Source organism: Ignavibacteria bacterium, from assembly GCA_017303675.1.
GTDB lineage: Bacteria > Bacteroidota > Ignavibacteria > Tepidaquicellales > OLB5 > OLB5.
This window is the reverse complement of sequence record JAFLBX010000001.1, coordinates 1,809,133-1,832,402: the sequence shown is the minus strand read 5'-3', so window position 1 is coordinate 1,832,402 and position 23,270 is coordinate 1,809,133. Positions and strand designations below refer to the sequence as shown.

19 protein-coding genes are annotated in these 23,270 nt (G+C 40.0%); 8 read left to right on the top strand and 11 right to left on the bottom strand.

Going from position 1 to position 23,270, the window contains the following annotated elements:
* Nucleotides 1–135: 135 nt before the first annotated feature.
* Complete coding sequence (uvrA, locus tag J0M37_08160) at nt 136–3,102, bottom strand: excinuclease ABC subunit UvrA (protein MBN8585056.1); 2,967 nt, start codon at nt 3,100–3,102, stop codon at nt 136–138.
* 1,289 nt (nt 3,103–4,391) lie between these two features.
* Here uvrA and J0M37_08155 point away from each other — a divergent pair.
* From J0M37_08155 to J0M37_08130, 6 genes are all read left to right on the top strand, one after another.
* The gene (locus J0M37_08155; protein MBN8585055.1) at nt 4,392–5,654 is read left to right on the top strand and encodes a T9SS type A sorting domain-containing protein; all 1,263 of its coding nucleotides are present in this window, start codon (nt 4,392–4,394) and stop codon (nt 5,652–5,654) included.
* A gap of 381 nt (nt 5,655–6,035) precedes the next feature.
* Entirely contained in the window at nt 6,036–6,476 is a 441-nt protein-coding gene (gene rpsF / locus J0M37_08150) for a 30S ribosomal protein S6 (protein MBN8585054.1), read from the top strand.
* Between the two features lie 50 nt (nt 6,477–6,526).
* Entirely contained in the window at nt 6,527–6,991 is a 465-nt protein-coding gene (locus tag J0M37_08145) for a single-stranded DNA-binding protein (GenBank protein MBN8585053.1), read from the top strand.
* A 63-nt stretch (nt 6,992–7,054) separates the two neighbouring features.
* Complete coding sequence (locus tag J0M37_08140) at nt 7,055–7,504, top strand: 50S ribosomal protein L9 (GenBank protein MBN8585052.1); 450 nt, start codon at nt 7,055–7,057, stop codon at nt 7,502–7,504.
* Between the two features lie 106 nt (nt 7,505–7,610).
* Nucleotides 7,611–9,443 (top strand): 2-oxoacid:acceptor oxidoreductase subunit alpha, encoded by a 1,833-nt coding sequence (locus tag J0M37_08135; protein MBN8585051.1) that lies wholly within the window; start codon nt 7,611–7,613, stop codon nt 9,441–9,443.
* A 48-nt stretch (nt 9,444–9,491) separates the two neighbouring features.
* A complete protein-coding gene (locus J0M37_08130; protein ID MBN8585050.1) occupies nt 9,492–10,523 on the top strand; it encodes a 2-oxoacid:ferredoxin oxidoreductase subunit beta in 1,032 nt (343 codons plus the stop codon).
* A 75-nt stretch (nt 10,524–10,598) separates the two neighbouring features.
* Here J0M37_08130 and J0M37_08125 read toward each other — a convergent pair whose 3' ends face one another.
* Genes J0M37_08125 through J0M37_08110 form a run of 4 tightly spaced genes read right to left on the bottom strand, consistent with a single transcriptional unit; the run spans nt 10,599 to nt 13,231 of the window.
* Nucleotides 10,599–11,078: a hypothetical protein gene (locus J0M37_08125; GenBank protein ID MBN8585049.1), complete on the bottom strand. Its 480-nt coding sequence runs from the start codon at nt 11,076–11,078 to the stop codon at nt 10,599–10,601.
* A 24-nt stretch (nt 11,079–11,102) separates the two neighbouring features.
* The gene (locus tag J0M37_08120) at nt 11,103–11,774 is read right to left on the bottom strand and encodes a sigma-70 family RNA polymerase sigma factor (protein MBN8585048.1); all 672 of its coding nucleotides are present in this window, start codon (nt 11,772–11,774) and stop codon (nt 11,103–11,105) included.
* Between the two features lie 59 nt (nt 11,775–11,833).
* On the bottom strand, nt 11,834–12,790 hold the full coding sequence (locus J0M37_08115; GenBank protein MBN8585047.1) for a hypothetical protein: 957 nt from the start codon (nt 12,788–12,790) through the stop codon (nt 11,834–11,836).
* 39 nt (nt 12,791–12,829) lie between these two features.
* Nucleotides 12,830–13,231: a hypothetical protein gene (locus tag J0M37_08110; GenBank protein ID MBN8585046.1), complete on the bottom strand. Its 402-nt coding sequence runs from the start codon at nt 13,229–13,231 to the stop codon at nt 12,830–12,832.
* Nucleotides 13,232–13,411: 180 nt separating this feature from the next.
* Between J0M37_08110 and J0M37_08105 the strand changes: the two genes are divergently transcribed.
* A complete protein-coding gene (locus tag J0M37_08105; GenBank protein ID MBN8585045.1) occupies nt 13,412–14,083 on the top strand; it encodes an HAD family hydrolase in 672 nt (223 codons plus the stop codon).
* A 67-nt stretch (nt 14,084–14,150) separates the two neighbouring features.
* Here the strand turns inward: J0M37_08105 and J0M37_08100 are convergent, their stop codons facing one another.
* The 5 genes from J0M37_08100 to J0M37_08080 all read right to left on the bottom strand — a co-directional run bounded on the left by J0M37_08100 (nt 14,151) and on the right by J0M37_08080 (nt 20,975).
* Nucleotides 14,151–15,299: an MFS transporter gene (locus tag J0M37_08100; protein ID MBN8585044.1), complete on the bottom strand. Its 1,149-nt coding sequence runs from the start codon at nt 15,297–15,299 to the stop codon at nt 14,151–14,153.
* 340 nt (nt 15,300–15,639) lie between these two features.
* Nucleotides 15,640–18,480 (bottom strand): aminomethyl-transferring glycine dehydrogenase, encoded by a 2,841-nt coding sequence (gene gcvP / locus J0M37_08095; GenBank protein MBN8585043.1) that lies wholly within the window; start codon nt 18,478–18,480, stop codon nt 15,640–15,642.
* A gap of 70 nt (nt 18,481–18,550) precedes the next feature.
* Complete coding sequence (gene rnc, locus J0M37_08090; GenBank protein MBN8585042.1) at nt 18,551–19,372, bottom strand: ribonuclease III; 822 nt, start codon at nt 19,370–19,372, stop codon at nt 18,551–18,553.
* Nucleotides 19,373–19,417: 45 nt separating this feature from the next.
* Nucleotides 19,418–20,668, bottom strand: a complete 1,251-nt coding sequence (fabF, locus tag J0M37_08085; protein MBN8585041.1) for a beta-ketoacyl-ACP synthase II — start codon at nt 20,666–20,668, stop codon at nt 19,418–19,420.
* A gap of 67 nt (nt 20,669–20,735) precedes the next feature.
* On the bottom strand, nt 20,736–20,975 hold the full coding sequence (locus tag J0M37_08080) for an acyl carrier protein (protein MBN8585040.1): 240 nt from the start codon (nt 20,973–20,975) through the stop codon (nt 20,736–20,738).
* A gap of 176 nt (nt 20,976–21,151) precedes the next feature.
* On the opposite strand from J0M37_08080, the gene J0M37_08075 reads away from it, so the two are divergent.
* Nucleotides 21,152–22,033 (top strand): peptidoglycan endopeptidase, encoded by an 882-nt coding sequence (locus J0M37_08075; protein MBN8585039.1) that lies wholly within the window; start codon nt 21,152–21,154, stop codon nt 22,031–22,033.
* Nucleotides 22,034–22,111: 78 nt separating this feature from the next.
* Here the strand turns inward: J0M37_08075 and J0M37_08070 are convergent, their stop codons facing one another.
* Complete coding sequence (locus tag J0M37_08070; GenBank protein MBN8585038.1) at nt 22,112–23,050, bottom strand: threonylcarbamoyl-AMP synthase; 939 nt, start codon at nt 23,048–23,050, stop codon at nt 22,112–22,114.
* Between the last annotated feature and the right edge of the window lie 220 nt (nt 23,051–23,270).

Genomic DNA, 23,270 nt, shown 5'->3' with positions numbered 1-23,270 from the left:
TTTACCCCCCTCCAGCTCCCACTATTAGGGGGAGAGTGGCTATTTATGTTTTTGTCAGGTCCTCAATCCTGACGAAAAATGTGTCAGTTCTGAGGAACTGACACGAACAAAACTGACACGAACAAAATGTATACCTCACTTCAGCATCTTCTTCAAAAATCCGGCAGTAAATGAATTTTTACACTTGGCTACTTCTTCGGGAGTACCTTTTGCAACAACCTCGCCGCCGCGGTTACCGCTATCAGGTCCGATATCAATAATATAATCAGCACACTTAATGACCTCAAGGTTGTGTTCTACAACAACTACTGAATTACCCTTGGCAATAAGCTCATTAAAACACTTTAGAAGCTTTGATATATCATACAGGTGTAAACCTGTGGTTGGTTCATCAAAAATGAAGAGGGTCTTTTCGCCCGCTGTTTGGAATGAGAGGTGGAAAGCAAGCTTAATTCTTTGCGCTTCACCGCCTGAGAGCGTTGTGGCTGATTGCCCCAGCCGCAGGTAGCCAAGTCCCACATCATCAAGTATCTTAAGCTTGGCGGTGATGCGCGGAAATTCCTTAAAGAATGCGATTGCTTCTGTTATGCTTAACTGCAGCACGTCGCTTATATTCTTGCCTTTATATTCAGCTTCCAGTATCTCGCTTTTGTAACGTTTGCCTTTGCATACATCGCACTCAAGATAAATATCAGCCATGAACTGCATAGCAATTTTAATTACACCTGAGCCTTCGCAGGTTTCACACCTGCCGCCGGGCACATTGAATGAGAAGTTACCCGCTGAAAATCCCCGCAGCTTGCTTGCAGGCAAGCTGCCGTAAACATCCCTTATCAGATCGAAGATCTTCATGTAGGTCACTGGGTTTGAACGGGGTGAGCGGCCTAACGGTGTCTGGTCAACAAGCTCAATAGCATTGATATGCTGATGCCCCGTGATTTCACGGTACTGTCCAATCTTCTCATTATATATTCCTTCAAGCCGTTTTTTTATAGCGCCGTAAAGTATATCGCTTATCAGGGTTGATTTACCCGAACCGCTGACGCCCGTAATACAAACAAATACGCCTAACGGAATATCTACATTCAGGTCTTTTAAATTATTTTCAGATGCACCCCTTATGGAAATAACATGCCCGTTCACTGCCCTTCTTCTTGCAGGCAGTTCAATTTTCATTTTACCGGTAAGGTATTTTGCAGTTAGTGATTCCTTTGAAGCTGCGATTTCACTGATATCACCTGCAAATACAACTTCACCGCCAAGCTCACCCGCCTTAGGTCCAATATCAATTATATAATCACTTGAGTTTATCATATCGGGGTCATGTTCAACAACTATTACAGAGTTACCGATATCACGGAGTGATTTCAGTATCCTTATCAGGCGCTCATTATCGCGAGGGTGCAGGCCTACACTTGGCTCATCCAAAACGTAAATGGAACCGACAAGCGATGAACCGAGCGAAGTTGCGAGATTTATTCGCTGGCTTTCGCCGCCTGAGAGTGTGCTGGTGAGCCTGTCAATTGTCAGGTAACCAAGCCCTACTTCGAACAGGTATTTAAGCCTGTTCCGTATTTCCTCAAGTATCCTTCCGGCAATTTCAGCCTGCATTTTATCAAGCTTTACATCATTAAAGAAGTAATACAGCTCTTCGATGCTGCTTTGAACCAGGTCTTTGATGGTTTTGCCTGCAACTTTAACATAAAGCGCTTCTTTGCGCAGGCGTGAGCCTTCACACTCCGTGCACTTTGTGTACGCGCGGTAGCGGCTCAGCAGTACGCGGTAATGTATCTTATATGCAGCTTCACGCTCAACCATCCTGAAGAACTTATTTATACCGATATACTCACCCATGCCTTTATAAACCTTATCAACTTCTTCTTTGGTTAGATCTTTAAAAGGAACATGAACACGCACATCATTTTTCTTTCCTTCAAAGATAAGATCGCTTAAATGTTTGCTGTGTTTTGGAGTTGAAAAAGGGTGTATAGCATTCTGAAAGATTGATTTGTTCCTGTCCGGCACAACAAGGTTCTCATCTATATCAATGGTCTCACCGAAGCCCTGACACTTTGGGCAAGCGCCAATCGGATTATTGAAGGAGAACATCAGCGGCTCAGGTTCTTCGAACCTGATTCCATCGGATTCCATATGCATATTGAAGGGAGTGATTTTATATTCCCCTCTTGAGAAGTTTATCCCGCCTTGGCGGGAGGGTGGCGCTTTAGCGCCGGGGTGTGTTTCTTTTTCTACTTCATTAGAGTTTTCCGTCATAACAAACAAATAGCCATCACCTTCAACGTAAGCCTGTTCAAGTGAGCCGGCTATCCGCTGAATCTGTTCTTCATCGGTTTTATTCAGTACAAGCCTGTCAACAACAACTTTTATATCCTTTAACTTCAGCTTTTTTTCATCATATCCCTGGTTAAGGTCAATAATACTCTTACCGTCAAATATCCTTATGAACCCTTTTTGTATCAGGTTCTCGATCTCCTGCTTAACAGATTTCTTTTCATGGGTATGAATGGGGAAAAGTATATAAAGCCTGATCTTATCATTAAGGGTACTGATGAACTTTAATATCCCTTCAATTGTATCACGCTGCACTTCTTTTCCGCTTATAGGGCTGTATGTTTTACCCGCCCTGGCAAAGAGCAGCCTGAGATAATCATAAATTTCTGTTGATGTGCCGACAGTGCTCCTTGGATTGCGGGAGGAGGTTTTTACTTCGATAGCCATTGAAGGCGCGAGTCCCGTTATGGAATCAACATCGGGCTTGTTAATACGCTCAAGGAACTGCCTGGCGTAAGATGACATGCTTTCAATATACCTGCGCTGGCCTTCGGCGTAAATTGTATCGAAGACAAGTGATGTTTTACCTGAGCCGCTTAAGCCGGTAACTACCACAAACTTGTTGTGGGGAATATCAACGCTGATGTTTTTGAGATTATTAACACGCGCGCCTTTAACTTCTATGTAATCCTGTTTAGTATCGTGCTTTTGCAGGCGTGTGCCTGCCGGTTTGGCAGTACTTTTTTTACCGGTTTTTGAAGCAGTTTTCTTAACCGGTTTATCTGGTTTTATTATGGCTTTCCTGGGCATTCAGAATTGATTTAACTCCAAAAATCGTGATAATTTAAAGAATAAAAAATGAAGAAAAACGGGCTTACCCCCTGATGCATCTAATTTTTATTAATATAGTTTTTAAATTTTTTATGATTTTTTATTCAATTTTGGATTCTATTTTAAGTTTTTCTCATTATGAAAAATTGAACATTTTTTTTACGGGTTTTGGGGAGCAGTTTTGGCGAAAACAGCTTATTATTTGAAAGTGAAACTTTCTCAAAATGAATTTATTCATCTTGAAACAAGTTTCATTATGAATATTCATTTTGCAACTGTGTTGAAATTTTAGGACTTTAGATTTTCTCATTATGAATAATTGATTTTGGAATAATTTGTTTTGAGAATTGTTGTTGAATTTGTTTGTGTGCCATAGCTTGTTATTTAATTTTATAAACATATCGCTCCTACGGAGCTCATTAATGCGGTTTATTCCATTCTACAAACATATCGCTCCTACGGAGCTTGGTGATAATTTGAAAAGCCGTCGTTGGTGTTCTCACCAACGACAAAATCATACTGTTAAAGGAGAAAATAATTGTTATCGTTAAAAGATGATTCTGCTATTCTTAAAATCTTATATTGAGTGAGCCGTTGGTGAGAACACCAACGGCGGCGAATATCGCTCCTACGGAGCTCATTAATGCGGTTTATTCCATTCTACAAACATATCGCTCCTACGGAGCTTGGTGATAATTGGAAAAATTGAGGTTTCTACTCCTGGATCCTTCGCTTCGCTCAGGATGACAAAATTTTTTAAATCCGTTGTTGGTTTCATTTTACCTCTAAATTTGATAAATAATTAATATACTAAATTGAACGATTAGAATTCCAGTAATTGGGAAAAAAATGAATGATTGACCGATTAGATTGCCAAATCTGTAACGGATTTGGCGTTATTCCAGCCGATGGGGTATTTATATCCATTGGCTGGAAAGTTAGAATGCTTCGGTTCTGTGTAATTTTTGTGGTTTCTAATAATTCGGTTTACCGGCAGATTTTTTCTGCCAAAGGATGCGCAATTATTTAAGTAATTCATGATAAAAGGGATTGGTTCATTATATGCATAATGCATATAGTATAATATAATATATGCGTATGGCAAATGCAAGGGTAATGGTAATTTTTAGTCTTTTTACTATATTCTGATACTATAAATTCTTCTAAAAATTATGAATTCATGTAGCAGTTTCCAGGTAATTCTGTTGCTTTAATAAAACTCTATCTTTAAATTGTACTTACAATACATTGTTATCTAAAAATATTTAATGAAAAAAATAGAATTATTATTTTTAGCAATTTTTGTTTTGAATATTCATAAGGATTCATTTTCACAACAAGGGTGGTTTCCATTAACATCCGGGACAAATGATTATCTTACATCAATCTACTTTACTACCAGCCTAACCGGATATGCTGCAGGATCTAATAACAGTATTATCAAGACTACAAATTCCGGTTTAAATTGGACTTACCAGACAATACAAGGAAGTTATAATTCAATTTATTTTGTTGATCCTAATACCGGTTATTCTGTTGGAGTAAATTCTACATCTACTGTAAGTTTAATTATAAAAACCACAAACGCAGGAATAACCTGGGCAAACCATAATCCGGGAACAGATAAAAGACTTTATTCAGTTTATTTTCCTAATGTGAATACAGGTTATGTTTCCGGTCAATTTGGTCTAATTTTAAAAACTACTAATTCCGGAATTAACTGGTTTCAACAAAGTTCAGGTACAACTACCAATAGTCTTGAATGCGTTTATTTTTTAAATTCCAATACGGGTTTTATAGCCGGAGGATTTACAAATAGTTCAATTCTCCTTAAAACTACTAATGGGGGAGTTAACTGGAATCCACTTACAACTAATGTTAATGAAAGGTGGTTATCGATTTCTTTTCCTGATACAAACACTGGATATATTACAGGAGTAAATGGCTCAATAATAAAAACTATAAATGGTGGCGTCAATTGGATTATTCAAAATTCGGGTACTAATACACACTTAGATGGTGTTCATTTCATAAATATTAACACGGGGTATATTTCGGGTTGGAATGGTGTGATACTTAAAACAACAAATGGAGGGGAGAATTGGGGATCTCAATTTTCAGGTACAATCCGTAATCTTGAATCAATATATTTTATTGATTCTTTAACGGCATTTACTGCTGGTCAGGATGGGACAATTCTGAAAACTACTAATGGAGGAATTACTTTAATAGAACAAATAGGTAATATTATTTTTAAAGAATTTCTTCTATTCCAAAATTACCCTAATCCCTTTAATCCAACTACAAATATTCAGTTTGGAATACCAAAGGATGCAAATGTATCAATAAGGATATATGATCTTCTTGGCAAAGAGGTATTCAGTGTTAGCGAATTTAAACAAGCGGGGAGTTATGAAATGATGTTTGACGGCAGTAATTTAGCGAGCGGGTTGTATTTTTATTCTATCAAAGCTGAAACGTCCCAGCGGGACGTCTATACTGAAACCAAGAAGATGGTTTTGATAAAGTGATCCCGCCAAGGCGGGTCTGCTCCGAAGGAGTCCCTTCGGGACGAAAATGCCTGAAGCATTTTCTTGAAAATGAAGTTTAGAATCATTCATAAACCTGCAGGGTCTTGGAGACCCGGCAGGTTTTGCTTTTACAGCCGGGAAGGTTTACTCAAGCATTACTGCCCTTCGACTCCGCTCAGGGCGACAACTATTTAATCATTAACGAAGCCTGGAAGTCGCAGAACTTACTTTGACAGTGGTTCAGTTATGGGTTCTGCCAAGCATCGCAACGTGAAAATTTCGCGGTAAATCCATAAAAAACTGAAAAATTCCCCGTATTTTCCTGCCTTGAAAATTAAATGACAAAAACCTATATTAGTAGCTAAAATTTAACATAATTTAATGAGCACAAAAGCACACAAGTATTACGAAACGACTTTTATAGTTGACTCGATCTTAGAAGACGAAAGAGTTGATGCGATAGTCAACAAATATGCTGCATTCTTCAAAAAAAATGAAGGAGAAGTAATAAAAACAGAGAAATGGGGCAGAAGGAAGCTTGCGTATCCGATAAAAAAGAAACCCACAGGCTCCTATGTATCCATAGAATTCACTGCAGATCCATCCGTAATTGCGAAGCTTGAAAGAGCATACCACCTGGATGATGATATCCTGAGGTTTTTAACGGTTTCTTTCGATAAAAAGACACTTGATGAGCGTAATGCTTACCTGGTTAAAAAAGAGCAGATCATGAAGGAAAGGGAAGCTGCAGCGCAGCAGTTACAGCAGCAGCAGCAGTCAGCCGAAGCAGACACAGTTGCAGAAGCTAAGACCACTGAATAAAACAAGTTTAGTCAACAATTAACATTTAACCGAAACCATCGGAGGAACAAATGGCTGATTTAAAGATGCCCGAACTAAATTCGGTAATTATTGCAGGGAACCTTACAAAGGACCCAATATTCAGACAGACAACAAACGGCACACCGGTTGTGAACTTTTCAGTTGCATCTAACAGAAGGTACCGCGACAGCAAAGATGAATGGCAGGAGGATGTTTGTTATGTTGGCATTGTTGCATGGAATAAACTTGCGGAAAGCTGCAGAGACAAGCTTAAAAAAGGCAACGCCTGCTTAGTAGAAGGCGAGCTTCAGTCAAGAACATTCAAGACTGAAAAAGGCGACAGTAAAACCATAGTAGAAATAAAGGCGCGCAGGATACAATTCCTGAATAAAAAAGGACCCGGCTCCGGAGAGCATCATGATGAACCATCGACATTTGAAGATGATTCATTTGAAAAGCACTTATCCCCTGAGGATACAGCGCTTCTGGGCGACTCATCTGCGCCAACCAGCTAAAGAATTTATAAACTAAGCGGGCATCCTGTTTGGATGCCTGCGTTTTTTTCTGATAAATACCAAATGAAAATAATATTAAAACAAGACCACGATAAATTAGGTAAAACCGGTGAAGTAGTTAATGTAAAAGACGGCTTTGCGATGAATTACCTTATCCCGAACGGTGTTGCTATGAAAGCAAATGCCAGCAACATGAAAGTCCTGGACGAGATAAAAAAACAGCAGGCAAAGAAACTTGAAAAAGTAATCGCCGAATCACAGAAGTTAGCAGGCGAGCTCTCAGGCGTTCAGCTTGAAATAAAGGCAAAAGCAGCCGATGAAATTAAGCTTTTCGGTTCAGTAACCAATGGTACCATTGCTGAAGCACTTATTCATAAAGGTTACACTATAGATAAAAGAAACATATTGCTGGAGGAGCCTATCAAAGAAATAGGTTCAAGAACCGTTGATATAAAGCTTGCAGGAAACGTTATGGCGCAAATAAACGTTTCAGTTGTAAAAGAGGAAGCATAACGCTTCCTTCTGCGAGAGAAGCTTAGATTGTATTACAAGCCCGGCTGTTTTAGATCCGGGCTGCGATTCACAGCTCAATCGTTTCTTTAGGAGCAAAAAATAAATAATGGAAAAAACCGTTGAGGTTTTAAAAAGCGCGACAATCAGATTCGCAGGTGATTCAGGCGACGGAATGCAGATCGCCGGATCAAGATTCACAGATACATCAGCCTTTTTCGGCAATGACCTTAGCACATTCCCGGACTTTCCCGCGGAAATAAGAGCCCCTGCAGGTACTTTATTCGGTGTAAGCGGTTTTCAGATACAGTTCGCAAGCCAGGATGTTTTCACTCCCGGTGATGAACCCGATGTGCTTATTGCAATGAATCCTGCTGCGCTTAAGGTAAATTTAAAGGATCTTAAGCCAAGCGGCACAATTATTGCCAATGAAGACGCATTTATTGAAAAGAATTTACATCTTGCCGGGTATGAATCAAATCCGCTGGAAGACGGCACACTTACCGCCTACAAGCTTATCAAAGTTCCGATAACTAAAGCCACCAATAACGCCGTTAAAGAGCTTGGCTTAACAGCCAAGGATGCCAACAGGTGCAAGAATTTCTATGCGCTTGGCTTAACATACTGGCTTTATGACAGGCCGCTTGATGTTACTATGCACTGGCTTGAAGATAAGTTCAAAAAGAAACCGGTTATTGCTGATGCGAACATAAGAGCATTAAAGGCAGGATATTATTTCGGTGAAACCGCAGAAATTTTCACAACACGCTACAAAGTAAAGCCTGCAAACTTACCGAAGGGAATTTACAAGAATATTACAGGCAACCACGCAACAGCGCTGGGAATACTGGCGGCATCGCTTAAGAGCGGGCTTCCACTGTTCTTAGGCACATACCCTATTACCCCTGCAAGTGACATTCTGCATGATCTTTCAAGCTACAAGAATTTCGGAGTAAAAACATTCCAGGCTGAAGATGAAATTGCCGCGATCTGCGCAGCAATAGGCGCATCATTCGGCGGTTCGCTTGCTTTTACAAGCACAAGCGGTCCTGGTATGGCTCTGAAATCAGAAGCTATAGGACTTGCAGTAATGACAGAGCTGCCGCTGGTAATTGCTGATATACAAAGAGGCGGACCCAGCACGGGATTACCTACAAAAACAGAGCAGGCTGATCTTTTCCAGGCAATACTTGGAAGAAATGGCGAATGCCCCGTTCCGGTAGTTGCGGCATCATCTCCTGCTGATTGCTTTATGATGATATTTGAAGCTGCAAGGTTAGCATGCAAGTTCATGACACCGGTAATATTCCTTTCAGACGGATATATCGCAAACGGCGCAGAGCCGTGGAGAATTCCGCATGAGAGCGAGCTTCCGATAATTGAAGGCGAATACTGGACCAAGAAAGAAGGCTTCCATCCATACCAGAGGGATGAATTCCTTGCAAGGCCCTGGGTAAAGCCCGGCACACCCGGACTTGAACACAGGATCGGCGGTCTTGAAAAGCAGCATATAACAGGCAATGTAAGCTATGACCCGCAGAATCACGAATACATGGTTAAGCTTAGAGCGGAAAAAGTAAAGAACATTGAAAATCATATACCGCTTGCAGAAGTTGAAGGCGATAAAGAAGGCGAACTGTTAATTGTAGGCTGGGGCAGCACATACGGCTCTATAACAACAGCCCGCGAAAGGCTGCTTGCCAAAGGCTACAATGTATCAAGGCTGCATCTTAAATATCTGAACCCGTTCCCCAAAAATCTTGGCGAGGTTTTAAGCAAGTTCAATAAAGTGCTTATACCTGAGCTGAACCTGGGACAACTGAGGAAGATAATAAGGGCTGAGTTCCTTGTTGACGCTATTGGAATGAACAAGGTACAGGGATTGCCGTTTAAAGCCAGTGAAATAGAAAAGAAAGTAATAGAAGTCTTAAGCGGAAATTAAAACCGGTTAAAGATAATTATTACTCAAATTAAAATTATTATATAAATCATGGAAACAGAATCAACCAACGGAACGCAGGTAAAATTAACTGCTAAAGACTATGCAAGTGACCAGGATGTAAGATGGTGTCCGGGATGCGGTGATTACTCTATACTTGCACAGGTACAGCGTATCATGCCTTCGTTCAACCTGACCCGTGAAAAAACCGTATTTGTAGCAGGCATCGGCTGCTCAAGCCGTTTCCCCTACTACATGAACACATACGGATTCCACGGAATTCACGGAAGAGCTTCATCGATAGCCTCCGGCTTAAAAATGGCAAGACCTGACCTGGATGTATGGGTTACATCAGGTGATGGCGACCTGCTGAGTATCGGCGGCAATCATTTTATCCATACTTTAAGAAGGAACCTGGACATTGTTATAATGATGTTCAATAATAAGATATACGGGCTCACAAAAGGCCAGTATTCACCGACCTCAGAGCACGGCAAGGTAACAAAATCATCGCCGTTCGGCACGCTTGAAGAGCCGTTCAATCCGCTTACGCTGGCGCTCAGCTCAGGCGGCTCATTTGTGGCAAGAGCAATGGATAGAGATGCTAAGCATATGCAGGATACGATCTCTAAGGGACATAACCATAAAGGCACAGCCTTTATTGAAATATTCCAGAACTGCAATATTTATAATGACGGTGCTCACTTTTTATATACTGAAAAAGAAACAAAGCCTGATAATACCCTGTTTGTTGAAAACGGCAAGCCGCTTATTTTCGGTGAACATAAAGATAAGGGAATTAAGCTCAACGGCTTCAGGCCTGAGATCATAAATTTCAATGAAGACGGAAATTCGATAAACGATGTAATTGTGTATGATGAAACTTCAAAAGAGCTGGCAATGATAGTTGCCCAGCTTTCAGACTTTGAAGGTTTCCCCATGCCGTTTGGCGTTTTATATAAGGTTAACAAACCTGTATATGAAGAACAAATGGAGCTCCAGCTTGAGGATTCAGTTAAAAAGCTTGGCAAAGGAAGCCTTGAGAAGCTGTTGTTTGAAGGAAGTACATGGGAGATCAAATAGATCACCGATTTAAAAATTAGCAAAAAGAAAAGGCATCCAATTGGATGCCTTTTTTAATATCAGTAATTTGAATTTCTACTTAACCTGCATACTTTGTTTAAACTTGCCCCTTAAGAAGAGACGCTCACCCAGTATATAAACTACAGCCACAAGAATTACAACGAGCATTATGTTTATTGTACCTGAGCTTAATGAAACACCGAAGAATGAGAGCACTTCCGCGAAAAAGCCCTGTATATAATAGACCATAGATTCCAGCCATGTGTTTGAGCGCTGTACAGTATCAAATGCAATACCGGTTGATTCATCCGTTGAAACGGACGCTGATTTTGAAATGAAGCCGAGTGTGAAAGTAACAGCCAGCATTAAGAAGCTGAACGAACCGATGATATACTTCACCACCCGGTCGCTTTTTCTTTCTTCAAGCAAAGCCTTGTTTTCGGCTGTGATGCGTTTCATCAGGTGTGATGTAAAATCACCTGATGGAGCTTTAACCGCGCTTCTGCGCAGCTTCGCATCGATAATTTCATCAATATATTTGTTTTTATCTCTCATTGTTAAACCTTTTTTAAACTTTTTTTAGATCAGCTCCAGTATTTCTGTTTCTGAATACTTTTTCATTAATACTTCCTTCAGCTTATCTTTCGCGCGGAATATCCTGTTCTTTACAGTCCCAAGCGGAAGCTTTAGCGTTTCTGCAATTTCATCGTGAGAAAGATCGTTTATATAGAACAGTGTTAATATAGTTGAATATTTTTCGGGAATTTCTTCAAGATACCTGTTCACAACTTCCTGCATCTGGTTATCTAAAGTGCTCCTGTCAGTTTCAAATACTCCGCTCATGTAATAATTATCTGTATCAATTTTCATTTCAAATGCCGCAATATCTGTAACTTCACCTTCATCGTTTTTCCTGTTATCATCAATATTTATCAGGTTATAAGTTTTAGCTTTATGCTTTTTGTAAAAATCAATCGCAGTATTGTAAACTATCCTGTAGAAATAAGTTGAGAACTTTGAGCGTTCTTCGAACTGCTTATCAGCGATAGCCCTGAAGGTCTTGATGAAAGCTTCCTGCAGGGCATCTTCGGCATCTTCGGAGTTCTTCAGTATTCTCATGGCAAGTGTCATGGCTTTATCTTTATACCTGTTGACGATCTCTTCAAACTCATCGATCTTACCTGCCTGGATCTTTTTGATTATATTCAGTTCCAGATCATTCATGCATGATTCTACCTGCTGTTTTGACACCGGTTTTTTATTTTCACTAAATATAAACAAAAATGTTTTAAGTTATTAATAATTAAAGTTTAGATACCTTTACTTTTAAGCGAATCAGCGTTTTTTGGAGCTTTCGGAGTCTCTTTACGTGAATCTTTACCTGAATCATCATCACTGTTCTCAACATCTATTGAAGGGCCATCATCATCAAAATCAATTTTGAACTCAAAGGAATCATCTTTTTTAGGCAGAATTTTTGAGGCATCGAGTGAAATGCTGCCATTGGTGCTTTCAACCCTTATTGTGCTGCCGCCGCTGCCAAGGATACCGCTGAGTGTCCTTTTTTCGGAATTAACATCTGTGAATGTAAGATCCTTGAATTTTACCCTGCCGTGTACAGTTGATGCGCTTACATCAGCATTTACGTTTTTGAGTCCGCCGATCTTAACATCACCGTTTATTATGCTAATGTTGATACCGGATGTCATTGAGTCTACGTTACACAGGATAGAACCGTTCACACCGTCAACATCAATTTTGCCCTGGCAGTTGAATATGTTAACTTTACCGTTCACAGTTTCCGCACGTACATCATTGTTAATCCTGGTTATGGTTGTAGTTCCGTTCACGGTTTCAGTATGCACCTTCATGTTTGCCGGCACTTTTATGGTATAGTTCACTTCAGCATTATTGTTTTTCCTGAACATGCCTGAAGAGGAATTGTTTATTTCAGTTTCGATCTTAATTTCACCTGATGCGGTATCGATATTGATCTTAACATTTTCGATGGCTTTATCCTGCTCATCGTGCTTTACATCTGCAACTATCTCTGCATCAATGCTGATAGTGCCTGTTGTATCACCGCTGTTTGAAACATTAATTTTGCCGTTGATATTTTCTATGTGAATAGAAGTTTTGCCGTTACCGTTAAGGGTATATTTAACGTTCTCCTTCTTTTCAACTCTTTTCTTCAGCAGGCTGCAGCCGTTTAGTCCTATAAGCATAGTTCCAATGACTGCAGCTATTATTATGTTTTTAATATTCATTTCTTTAGATATTTATTTTTTTATAATACACTCAAACAACTATGAATTCTGGTTTGAGCTCTGCTGGATCTGCGCTTCTTTTTTGATCTTTGAATTGGCAACGAAGTAGTAGATTATAAAACCGAGTCCGCCGAATACAAGCACCATTACACCGGTAAGCTCATCTTTAAAGCCTGCTTCATCAAGAAGGATACCGAAGAATAAACCGATACCTATCATTGAAAGAAGGATACCCCATTTCAATGAACCAAGCGGATTTTTAGGTCTTTTTTCGGTTTCACGGAAGTAATCTCTTGCTTCCTGGGGAGTTAAGCCCATATCCATAAGCTTGGTTCTTTCTTTATGTTTTACATAAATTGCCCAGAATATTAATGCGCCCGGGATACCGAATGTAAATATTATTGCGATTATCGGGATAAAAGCTTCTGCTACACTATTCATTTTAAGTCTCCTTTAAATTGCCGTGCCATTTTTTGGCATTTTTTTGGCGATTTTATGTTATTTTTTACGTTTTTCCTCATTAAAGATATCTGTTTATTATGACTTGGTTTGCTTGGTGAAGGTTGCAAAAATTCCGGGGAAAAATATATCAAAATCGTTGAAATTTGGCTATTTTTGTGTATGAAACTGATAATTTTTGATATAGACGGTACATTATGCCATTCCCGCAATGTTGATGATAAATGCTATATTAAGGCATTCAAAAAAACTCTGGGAATAGATATCAGCAATACTGACTGGAATTCGTACAAACATGTAACAGACTTGTATGTTACAAAAGAGATAATCAAGAATGAAACCGGAAGCCTACCAGGTAATGAAATAGTTGAAGCTATTATAGATAACTATGCAGAAGAATTGAAGCAGCAAATAAATGCTGAAGAAACTTTATTTACGGCAATACCAGGAATTAAAGAGCTGTTTGATTATTTCTCAACGAATCAAACAAACTACGTAGCGGGAATTGCAACAGGGGGATTTTTAAAAACTGCCATGTATAAGCTTAACAGAATAGAAATACATTTACCAAGTGAATTAATTTACAGCTCGAATGATTTTGATACAAAACAGGAAATGTTAAGGGAGTTTATTAAGATACAGAGTGCAATTAACAGCGGCATAAATAAAATTGTATACGTTGGAGATAGAGTATATGATTATAATGCAGCCAAGGATCTTGATATTGATTTTGTGGGTATAGATTTCAAAAATAACGGAAAGTTAAAATCTTTAGGAATTGAAAAAGTAATAAATGACTATAAACCTATGGAAAAATTTTTAGCATTAATATAATTCGGATGATACTGGCTTACCTACTCACCTACCACCTACTCACCTAGTCACCCAAATCACCATTTCACTATTTAGCTATTTCACTATTTGAATCCGTTCCCCTGCCGAAGAAGGCAAAGTAAAGAGTGCCAAGAATTCCGAATCCAGCTGCAAGAAACAGATTTAGTTCAGGCGATATTTTCCACAACACTCCGCCTAAGAATCCCGCAAAGGCAACGATACCATCGCGGATAAAATAATACATTCCGAAGCTGCGTGCTTCTGTTCCTTTTTTTGAGAGCTCGAGTATAAGCGCTTTGCGCGTTGGCTCGCCGAATTCCTTTAATCCCCTGATAAAAAATGCAAATGCAAGCAGCCCGAATGAATTACTGAAATAAAGTACCAGCGGAAATAATGTAAAGAATATAAAAGTTATTACAACAAAGGGTTTTTTCTCAAGCCTGTCAGAATATCCAGCAACTGGTATAAAAATGAGTGCTGAAGTTATCATTTCAATGGCTGTTAAGTAGCCAAACTCGCTAGCGGATATTTTTACAACATTCAAACACCATATCACCACAAAAACGTACGGCATCTGTTCGCAAAACCTGACGAGAATATCAGAGATCAGCAGGTTTTTTAATTTTTTATCGAAGGTTTTCCACAGCTCGAGCGGGCGAATTTTCTCAGGTTTTTCTTCCGGCGTATCAGTAGTAAGCTTGTTGATAAAGATCATACCGGTAAGGGAAAGAAGTATAGAAATACCGAATGCAATTTTTATGCCGTTCAGCAAGCCGTATGATACTATTAAATAGCCGCCAATTACGGGTCCAAGCGCCATAGGCAGGCGGCGTATAAGGGAATGCATGGATATTCCCATTACGGTTTTACCTTTGCCGAGGGTTTTGGTTATCAGGCTCATAGAACCGGGCAGAGCAACATTTGACCAGCCAAAAAAGAAAAGCATCCCGATAAAAACAGCTATCCAGCTATTGAATACGATAGCAATAATATACCCAAAGATAGCCATTATGCTGAAAACCAGGAATGCTTTGCGGTTACCAAGGTGATCGGCAATATAGCCGCCGGGCAAAGCCCATATAGCGCCGAGGAAATTCTGAAGGAAACCGAAAGCGCCTATGATAAGTATCGATGCGCCAAGACCATCGAGATATTTGGGAATGAAACGTTCCCACAGCTTTTCACCTGTGTACATCAGCACGGTTAAACCCAGCATTAAGATGATGTTGCGTTTAAGTCCGAGGTATTCTTTGGTTTTATTTATCGTTGAGTTCACTGTTTCAAAAATAAGGGAATACAGTTATTAAAGAAAGCATCAGGTAAATACCTGAAGCTATGATATAGGTTAATATATATTAATTGAGAGGTGCCAGCGGCACGTCTTTACAGGAGTGGCGTTGGGTATTTACCCGACGCGTGTCAGGTACACACCTGACACAACAAATGGCAGCAGATGCTGAAAACTTCTCATAGTCCGGCAAGTTCAGCATGACAAAAATGCAAAAAGGGCTGAAAATTCAGCCCTTAACTTTTAACTATCAATTATCAACTACCATCTAAACAGTTTCTTCAATATAGCTTTCAATAGGCTCACATGAACAGATAAAATTCCTGTCACCGTAAGCGTCATCCACCCTTGCGACAGCAGGCCAGAATTTGTTATCTTTTAATCCAGCAACAGGGTATGCAGCTTTGCTGCGGGAGTATTTATGCTCCCATTTATCAGAAGCAATTTCAAATGCGGTATGCGGAGCGTTTTTAAGGACATTATCTGTCTTATCAGCTTCACCGGATTCTAGTTCATTTATCTCTTTTTTAATTGCAAGCATTGCATCACAGAAGCGGTCAAGCTCATATTTTGATTCTGATTCAGTTGGCTCAACCATCAGCGTTCCCGGTACGGGGAATGATACCGTAGGCGCGTGGAAGCCGTAATCCATAAGGCGCTTGGCAATATCGCCGACTTCAATACCGCAGCGTTTAAATTCGCGCATATCAAATATCATCTCATGTGCAACGCGGTCATTTACACCGGTATAAAGTACTTTGAATTCATTTTTTAATTTAGAAGCTATATAATTAGCGTTAAGAATAGCTGATTTAGTTGCATCAGTTAAACCCTTACCGCCCATTAATTTAATATAAGCATAACTTATCAGCAGAATGCTCGAGCTACCCCATGGGGCTGCAGATACTGCATGAATAGCTTTTTCGCCGCCGGTTTTAATAAGTACATGACCCGGTAAAAAAGGCGCAAGGTGTGAAGCTACAGCAATGGGTCCCATGCCTGGTCCGCCCCCGCCGTGCGGTATGCAGAAAGTTTTATGCAGGTTAATATGGCAAACATCGGCGCCGATAAAACCGGGACTTGTTAAGCCAACCTGTGCATTTAAATTTGCGCCATCCATATAAACCTGACCGCCGTTTTGGTGTATAATATCACAGATCTCTTTGATCTTTGTTTCAAATACACCGTGTGTTGAAGGATATGTAACCATTAGTGCAGAAAGATTATCTTTATGCTGCTCTGCTTTGGCTTTAAGATCATCAACATCAATATCGCCGTGCTCCATAGTTTTAACAACAACTACCTTCATTCCCGCCATAACTGCGCTTGCGGGATTTGTACCGTGAGCGGATGCGGGAATTATAACAACGTTCCTGTGAGCATTACCGCCCGCTTTATGATACTCGCGAATAACCATAAGCCCGGTGTATTCACCCTGCGCGCCGGAATTAGGCTGCAGTGAAACTGCGGGAAGATCTGTAATTTTTGCAAGCGCATCTTCAAGTCCTTTAAATATTTCGGAATATCCTTTAGCCTGTTCAACGGGAGCAAATGGATGCAGCGTTCCAAATTCCGGCCATGTTACAGGTATCATCTCAGTGGTAGCGTTGAGCTTCATTGTGCATGAGCCCAGCGGTATCATAGACATATTTAGTGAGAGATCTTTATTCTCGAGCTTTTTCATGTAACGCAGCATTTCAGTTTCGCTGTGATAGCTAGAAAATACTGGGTGCTGCATGAATTTTGATGTCCTGCTGAGTCCTTCAGGCAGTGTTGAACCGTTCGAAGAACCGGCTGCAGCCTTACAGTTAAATACGGCAAGAATATCATTCACATCCTTTTCACCAGTGGTTTCATCAAGTGAAATTCCGAGATTATCTTTATCAATAAATCTTACATTGATCCCTGCATCTTCAAATTTCTTTTTATATTCTTCTGCTTTTGAAGGAACATTGACCTTTAAAGTATCGAAGAAATATTTATTTTCCTGTTTAATACCGCCCTGTTTAAGGCCGTTACTTAGCATTGCGGTTAAATTATGAACACGCTCTGCAATGGATTTTATACCAACTGGTCCGTGGTAAACACCGTACATGCCCGCCATAATGGCAAGCAGTACCTGTGCAGTGCAGATGTTACTGGTAGCTTTTTCCCTGCGGATATGCTGTTCGCGGGTCTGCAGCGCCATACGGTAAGCGCGGTTGCCAAGCCTGTCAACCGATACCCCAATAATTCTGCCTGGCATTAAGCGGCGGAATTCATCTTTGCATGCAAAGTAAGCGGCATGAGGTCCGCCATAACCCATCGGCACACCGAATCTTTGTGTTGAGCCTACAGCTATATCAGCGCCAAATTCACCCGGTGGTGTTAATAAAGCCAGGCTTAAAATATCAGCAGCGCAAACGCAGTAGATCCCTTTAGCGTGGGCTTTTTCAAAAAGACCTTTATAATCTGTAATTTCACCGTTTGCATCGGGATACTGGACAAGAAGCCCGAAAACATCATCAGTCAATTCAGTATTCATAATATCGCATACAACCAATTCAACACCAACAGGCTCTGTTCTGGTTTTAAGAACATCTATAGTCTGTGCAAAGCATTTATCTGATACCAGGAACTTAGGAGCGTTTTTCTTTTCAGGCTTTCGCGCAGCGAAAAGCAGGTGCATGGCTTCTGCAGCAGCCGTACCTTCATCAAGAAGTGAGGCGTTTGCAACCGGTAAACCGGTCAGATCAATTACCATGGTCTGGTAATTAAGCAGTGCTTCAAGCCTGCCCTGCGCAATTTCTGCCTGGTATGGTGTGTATTGCGTGTACCAGCCCGGATTTTCCATGATATTGCGCAATATTACTGTTGGTGTAAATGTACCGTAATATCCGTATCCAATGTAAGAACGGAAAATTTTATTTTTAGCGGCAACACCGTGCAGGTAGTTTAGCAGTTCCTGCTCGCTTAAAGCATCGCCGGTGTTTAATTCATTTTTAAGTCTGATTAAATCAGGCACAACCTGGTAAATGAGATCATCCAGTGAAGATGCGCCAATAACTTTGAGCATTTCTTTTTCATCATGCTCCCGTGGTCCGATATGTCTGTTAACAAAAGTATGCATTATGTATTATATAGAAGAGGTGAGTTTTTAGAAGTTTTATTGATTAGAAAAATTTTAGTTTGAACTTTTTTTAGACCCCTTTTTTCTTTTTTTTGAGTCCCATTTTTTCAATTACATCCAGGTTTTTGAGAGCATTGCTTGCGGCTTCCTGTTCAGCAGTCTTTTTGGTCCTGCCTTTGCCGATACCAAGTGCGCGCTGGTTTATCTGTACTTCAACAGTAAACAGCTTATTGTGTTCGGGTCCTTCCTGGTTAATAACTTTATATTCAGGTATATAATCTGTGTTAGCCTGTGTATATTCAAGCAGCTTGCTTTTATAGTTCTCATCAAACTGGTTAAGCCATTTAACATCAAGCTTTTTGAAGATCTGGTTATTGAGGAAATCCTTTGCGGCTTCATATCCCCTGTCAAGAAATATAGCGCCGACCAATGCTTCATATGCATCAGAAAGAATTGTATCGTAACCATCTTCAATGGATTTAAGCGCCGTAGGCGCTGCAAGCAGGTAGCTTTGCAGGTTGATAACTTTGGCGCGCTCCGCAAGGAAGCGCTGGTTAACTAACACAGAGCGGTACTTGGTAAGATCGCCTTCTTCAGAATCAGGGAAATTCTTATATAAATATTCCGCAACTACAGAATCAAGCACGGCATCGCCAAGATATTCGAGCCTTTCATTGCTGGTTAATTTAACTCCGTTGGTGCCTTTTGATTTTAAAAATGACCTGTGCGTGAGGGCGTTTATAAAAAAGTTCTTATGGATTATCTGGTAATCAATGCTCGCCTGGAAAGTCTTAAAGTCAAAGGAAGCTATAGCGGAATAAATGTCATCTTCCTCTTTGCGCCTCTTTAAAACAGGGACGAATTTTCTGAGGGTCTTTAATACGCCAAACATATTATCCTATTCGTAAAATATTCTCTTTTCTTAAAAAAGCAACGATTATTCTTCGTACTTTTTAAATACCAATGCAGTATTATGGCCGCCAAATCCTGAATTATCACACATAACTGTTTTGATATCTTTTTTTATAGCTGTATTAGGCACGTAGTTCAGATCAAGCTCTTCATCGGGTGTTTCGTAATTTATGGTCGGGGGTACAATGCCTTTATTAATTGTTAAAACAGAAGCAATAGATTCAACTGCCCCGGCTGCGCCAAGGAGGTGACCAATCATACTTTTAATTGAATGAACCGGTATATCATATGCATGCTTGCCGAATACATTTTTAATTGCAGCAGTTTCATTCTTATCGTTGTAATAAGTTGAAGTACCGTGAGCGTTAACACAATCAATATCTTCAGGCTTCATTCCAGCATCTTTAATTGCAACACGCATTGCTTCGGCAACGCCTTCGCCTTCAGGCGCAGGCTCGGTAATATGGTGCGCGTCAGCGGTCATACCAATACCGGCAATTTCAGCGTAAATCTTTGCGCCTCTTGCTTTTGCGAACTCAAGCTCTTCGAGTATCAGTGTAGCGCCGCCTTCACCCATTACAAAGCCATCACGGTTCTTTTCAAACGGGCGCGAAGCTTTTTCAGGAGCGTCGTTTCGTGTTGAAAGCGCTTTCATTGCATTAAAGCCGCCAACACCCATTGGACAGATAACAGCTTCTGAGCCGCCTGTTACCATAACATCAGCGTTTCCGCGCTGGATAAGCATAACGGAATCAGCAATTGAATGAGCAGAGGTTGTGCAGGCTGAAATTGTCGCATAATTTGGACCCTTTAAACCGTACATCATAGATATCCTGCCGGCTGCAATATCCGCAATAAGCATGGGGATAAAGAACGGGCTGATCCTATCGGGGTTACCGTTTTTATCATAAAGCTTTCTTTGTTCCTTGTCATAGGTCCACATACCGCCGATACCGGAGCCGTAAACTACACCGACCCTGTAAGGATCGATCTTAGTCATATCAAGCCCTGAATCTGTAAATGCCATTTGAGATGCTGCAAGCGCGAACTGAGTGAAAGGATCAACCCTTGAAGAGAGCTTTCTATCCATATAGTTCAGCGGGTCAAAATTTTTGACCTGGCAGGCAAACTTAGTATCAAAATGTTCAGTATCAAAATAAGTTATAGGACCCGCCCCGCTTTTTCCGGCAATAATATTATCCCAGAAATCAGCAACTGTATTTCCAACAGGCGATACAACACCAAGTCCGGTTATTACAACACGCTTTTTTTCCATTATAGGATGTGGTAAACTTTAAAAAATTGCTTCAATGTTAAGCAACATAATGTTAAGCAGCTTATGGTTAAGCAACTTTTGATTTTACATAGCTGATAGCATCGCCAACAGTCTGGATCTTTTCCTGGTCTTCATCAGGAATCTGTATGCTGAAACGGTTTTCAAGCTCCATGATGAGCTCAACTGTATCAAGTGAATCAGCGCCAAGATCATTGATAAATGATGCGTTTGGTGTTACTTTTGATTCTTCTACACCTAATTTTTCAACTATTGCGTCTTTTATCTGAGCTTCTACGTCAACTGACATTTATGTTCCTCCTGTTTGAGAATGAAATTTTTTAGAATAATCACAAAAATAGTAATAAAATTACTAATTTTAAAGGGGTCAGTTTTTCATAAAATATGAAACTTTTAAGCCATGAAATGATTAAAATTTATATTAACTATGTTTAAAAAGTGATAAAATTTCAATATTTTGCGGCAATGAAAATAATACCAACTTCATCCAAAACAATTTTAATTACTATAATAGTACTAATGACTACTTTGAGCGTAATTTCTCAGGATTTTTATTATGCTGTTGCTACAGGACCAACGCCCGTGCTTAATTCACCTGATTTCGAAGCCGTTTTCGGTGGTAGTGACGGTAGAACCGTTAAGACGGATAATTCAGGCTTGATCCGTGAAATGGAATTCATAGCTCTGCCAGGAACAGTGTTTGAGCTGCTGGGTGAGTTTGACCACGGTTCATATAAAATATTTAAAGTGGAGTGTAAGGAATACGAATACGGAACTGATCTATATATAGACAGCCGTTTTGTTGAGCTTAAAAAATCCAGGCCGGGTGAAAGATTTGTTGCGCTGCCGAAAAAAGAAGATATTTACAAATTACTTGATAAGGCTGTTGGAAACCGCTACTGCTGGGGCGGTAATTATAATGACGGAATACAAAAGCTAATTGAGCTGTACCAGCCTAAAGGTGAAATTTCTGACGGGGTAAAAAATGAATGGATGCTTACGGGGTGTGACTGCTCAGGGCTGATGTATGAAGCGACCAACGGATTTACACCAAGGAATACAAGTAAGCTTGTTGATTACGGCACACCTGTAGAAATTGAAGGACTAACTGCAGAAGAAATTGCCGCTAAATGCAAACCTTTGGATATGATAGTATGGAACGGTCACGTAATTTATGTATATGATGAAAAGACCTCTATACAAAGCAGCCTTTCAAAAGGCGGGGTTTTAAAGCTTGACCTGGTTGAAACATTAAGTGATTTAATGAGCTCAAGGACTCCGGTGAATGATTATAATTCTTCGCAGGGCTCAAGATTTGTGATAAGAAGATGGTACAACGATAATTAACAATTAACAATTAACAATGAACAATAAGCAATAGTCAATTTAAAAAGTAATATAATATTAATTGTTAATTGCACATTGCTAATTGATAATTGCTTTATTCAGCCTGTTCATTACAGCAGTCCCTATCCCCTTTTCAGGTATCTTTTCGCAATAGATGGTTTTAATTCCCAGCTCATCACACTGCCTGAAGAATGAAAATAAATTCTTCGCGTAATCCTCAACAGATCTGCACACTTTTACGGTTTCAAATCCCTTTGCAAATTTTTTATTCAATCCAATATAAGCTTCTTTTGAACGTTTCACATTTGACGTTTCACGTTTGACGAACTTTACTTTTGCTTTTGGAGAGTAGTGACGATACTTCTGCCCCGGACTTTTTATCTTACGCGCATTTTTTTGATAGACCGCATTTTTATCAAGCTTTTTGATTTGCTCTAATGTAACACTGCCGGGTCTCAGTATTACAGGGAATTTCCCGGTACAGTCAATTACAGTGGATTCGAGTCCGTATTTAGCAGCGGGACCTATAAGCAGGCAGGGAATTTTCCCCTTCATATCCCTTAACACATGCAAAAAATTTGTAGGCGAGGGTGAACCTGAAAGGTTCGCGCTTGGCGCGGCTATTGGCACTCCGCTTAACCTGATAAGCTCACGCGCTATTTTTGATGCGGGCATTCTGATTGCAATGGTATCAAGTCCAGCAGTTACAACATCAGGCACTATCTCATTTTTTTTGAGAATTACTGTAACGGGACCCGGGAAAAATTTGCTGATTATCTTTTTTGCCGAAGGCGTAATTTCCTTTGCGAGAACTGAAATATCTTTCTTTTTGTCAACGTGCACAATCAATGGATTATCAGCGGGCCTGCCTTTGGCTTTGAATATTTTCCGCACAGCTTTTTCATTATACGCATCTGCGCCCAGCCCGTAAACGGTCTCAGTGGGGAATGCGGCAACTTCGCCTGATTTGATGAAATCCGCCGCGATTTTAGAGTCGTTTGTGATTGTGGTTTGCATAGAATAACAAAAATACGCGGAAAAATGGAGAGATTTAAGGGAAATGTTTGGGCGGATGATAAGTTGATTGGAGACAACTCCAATAATTGGTAAAAAGCTATAATTATTATAAATAATTATAACAAATTAATTCCTAACAAAAAGCATTCATAAATATGACTGAAATCATATTTAATAATGACTAATAGTGTTAATTTTGAATAGTAAAAATATGATTTAA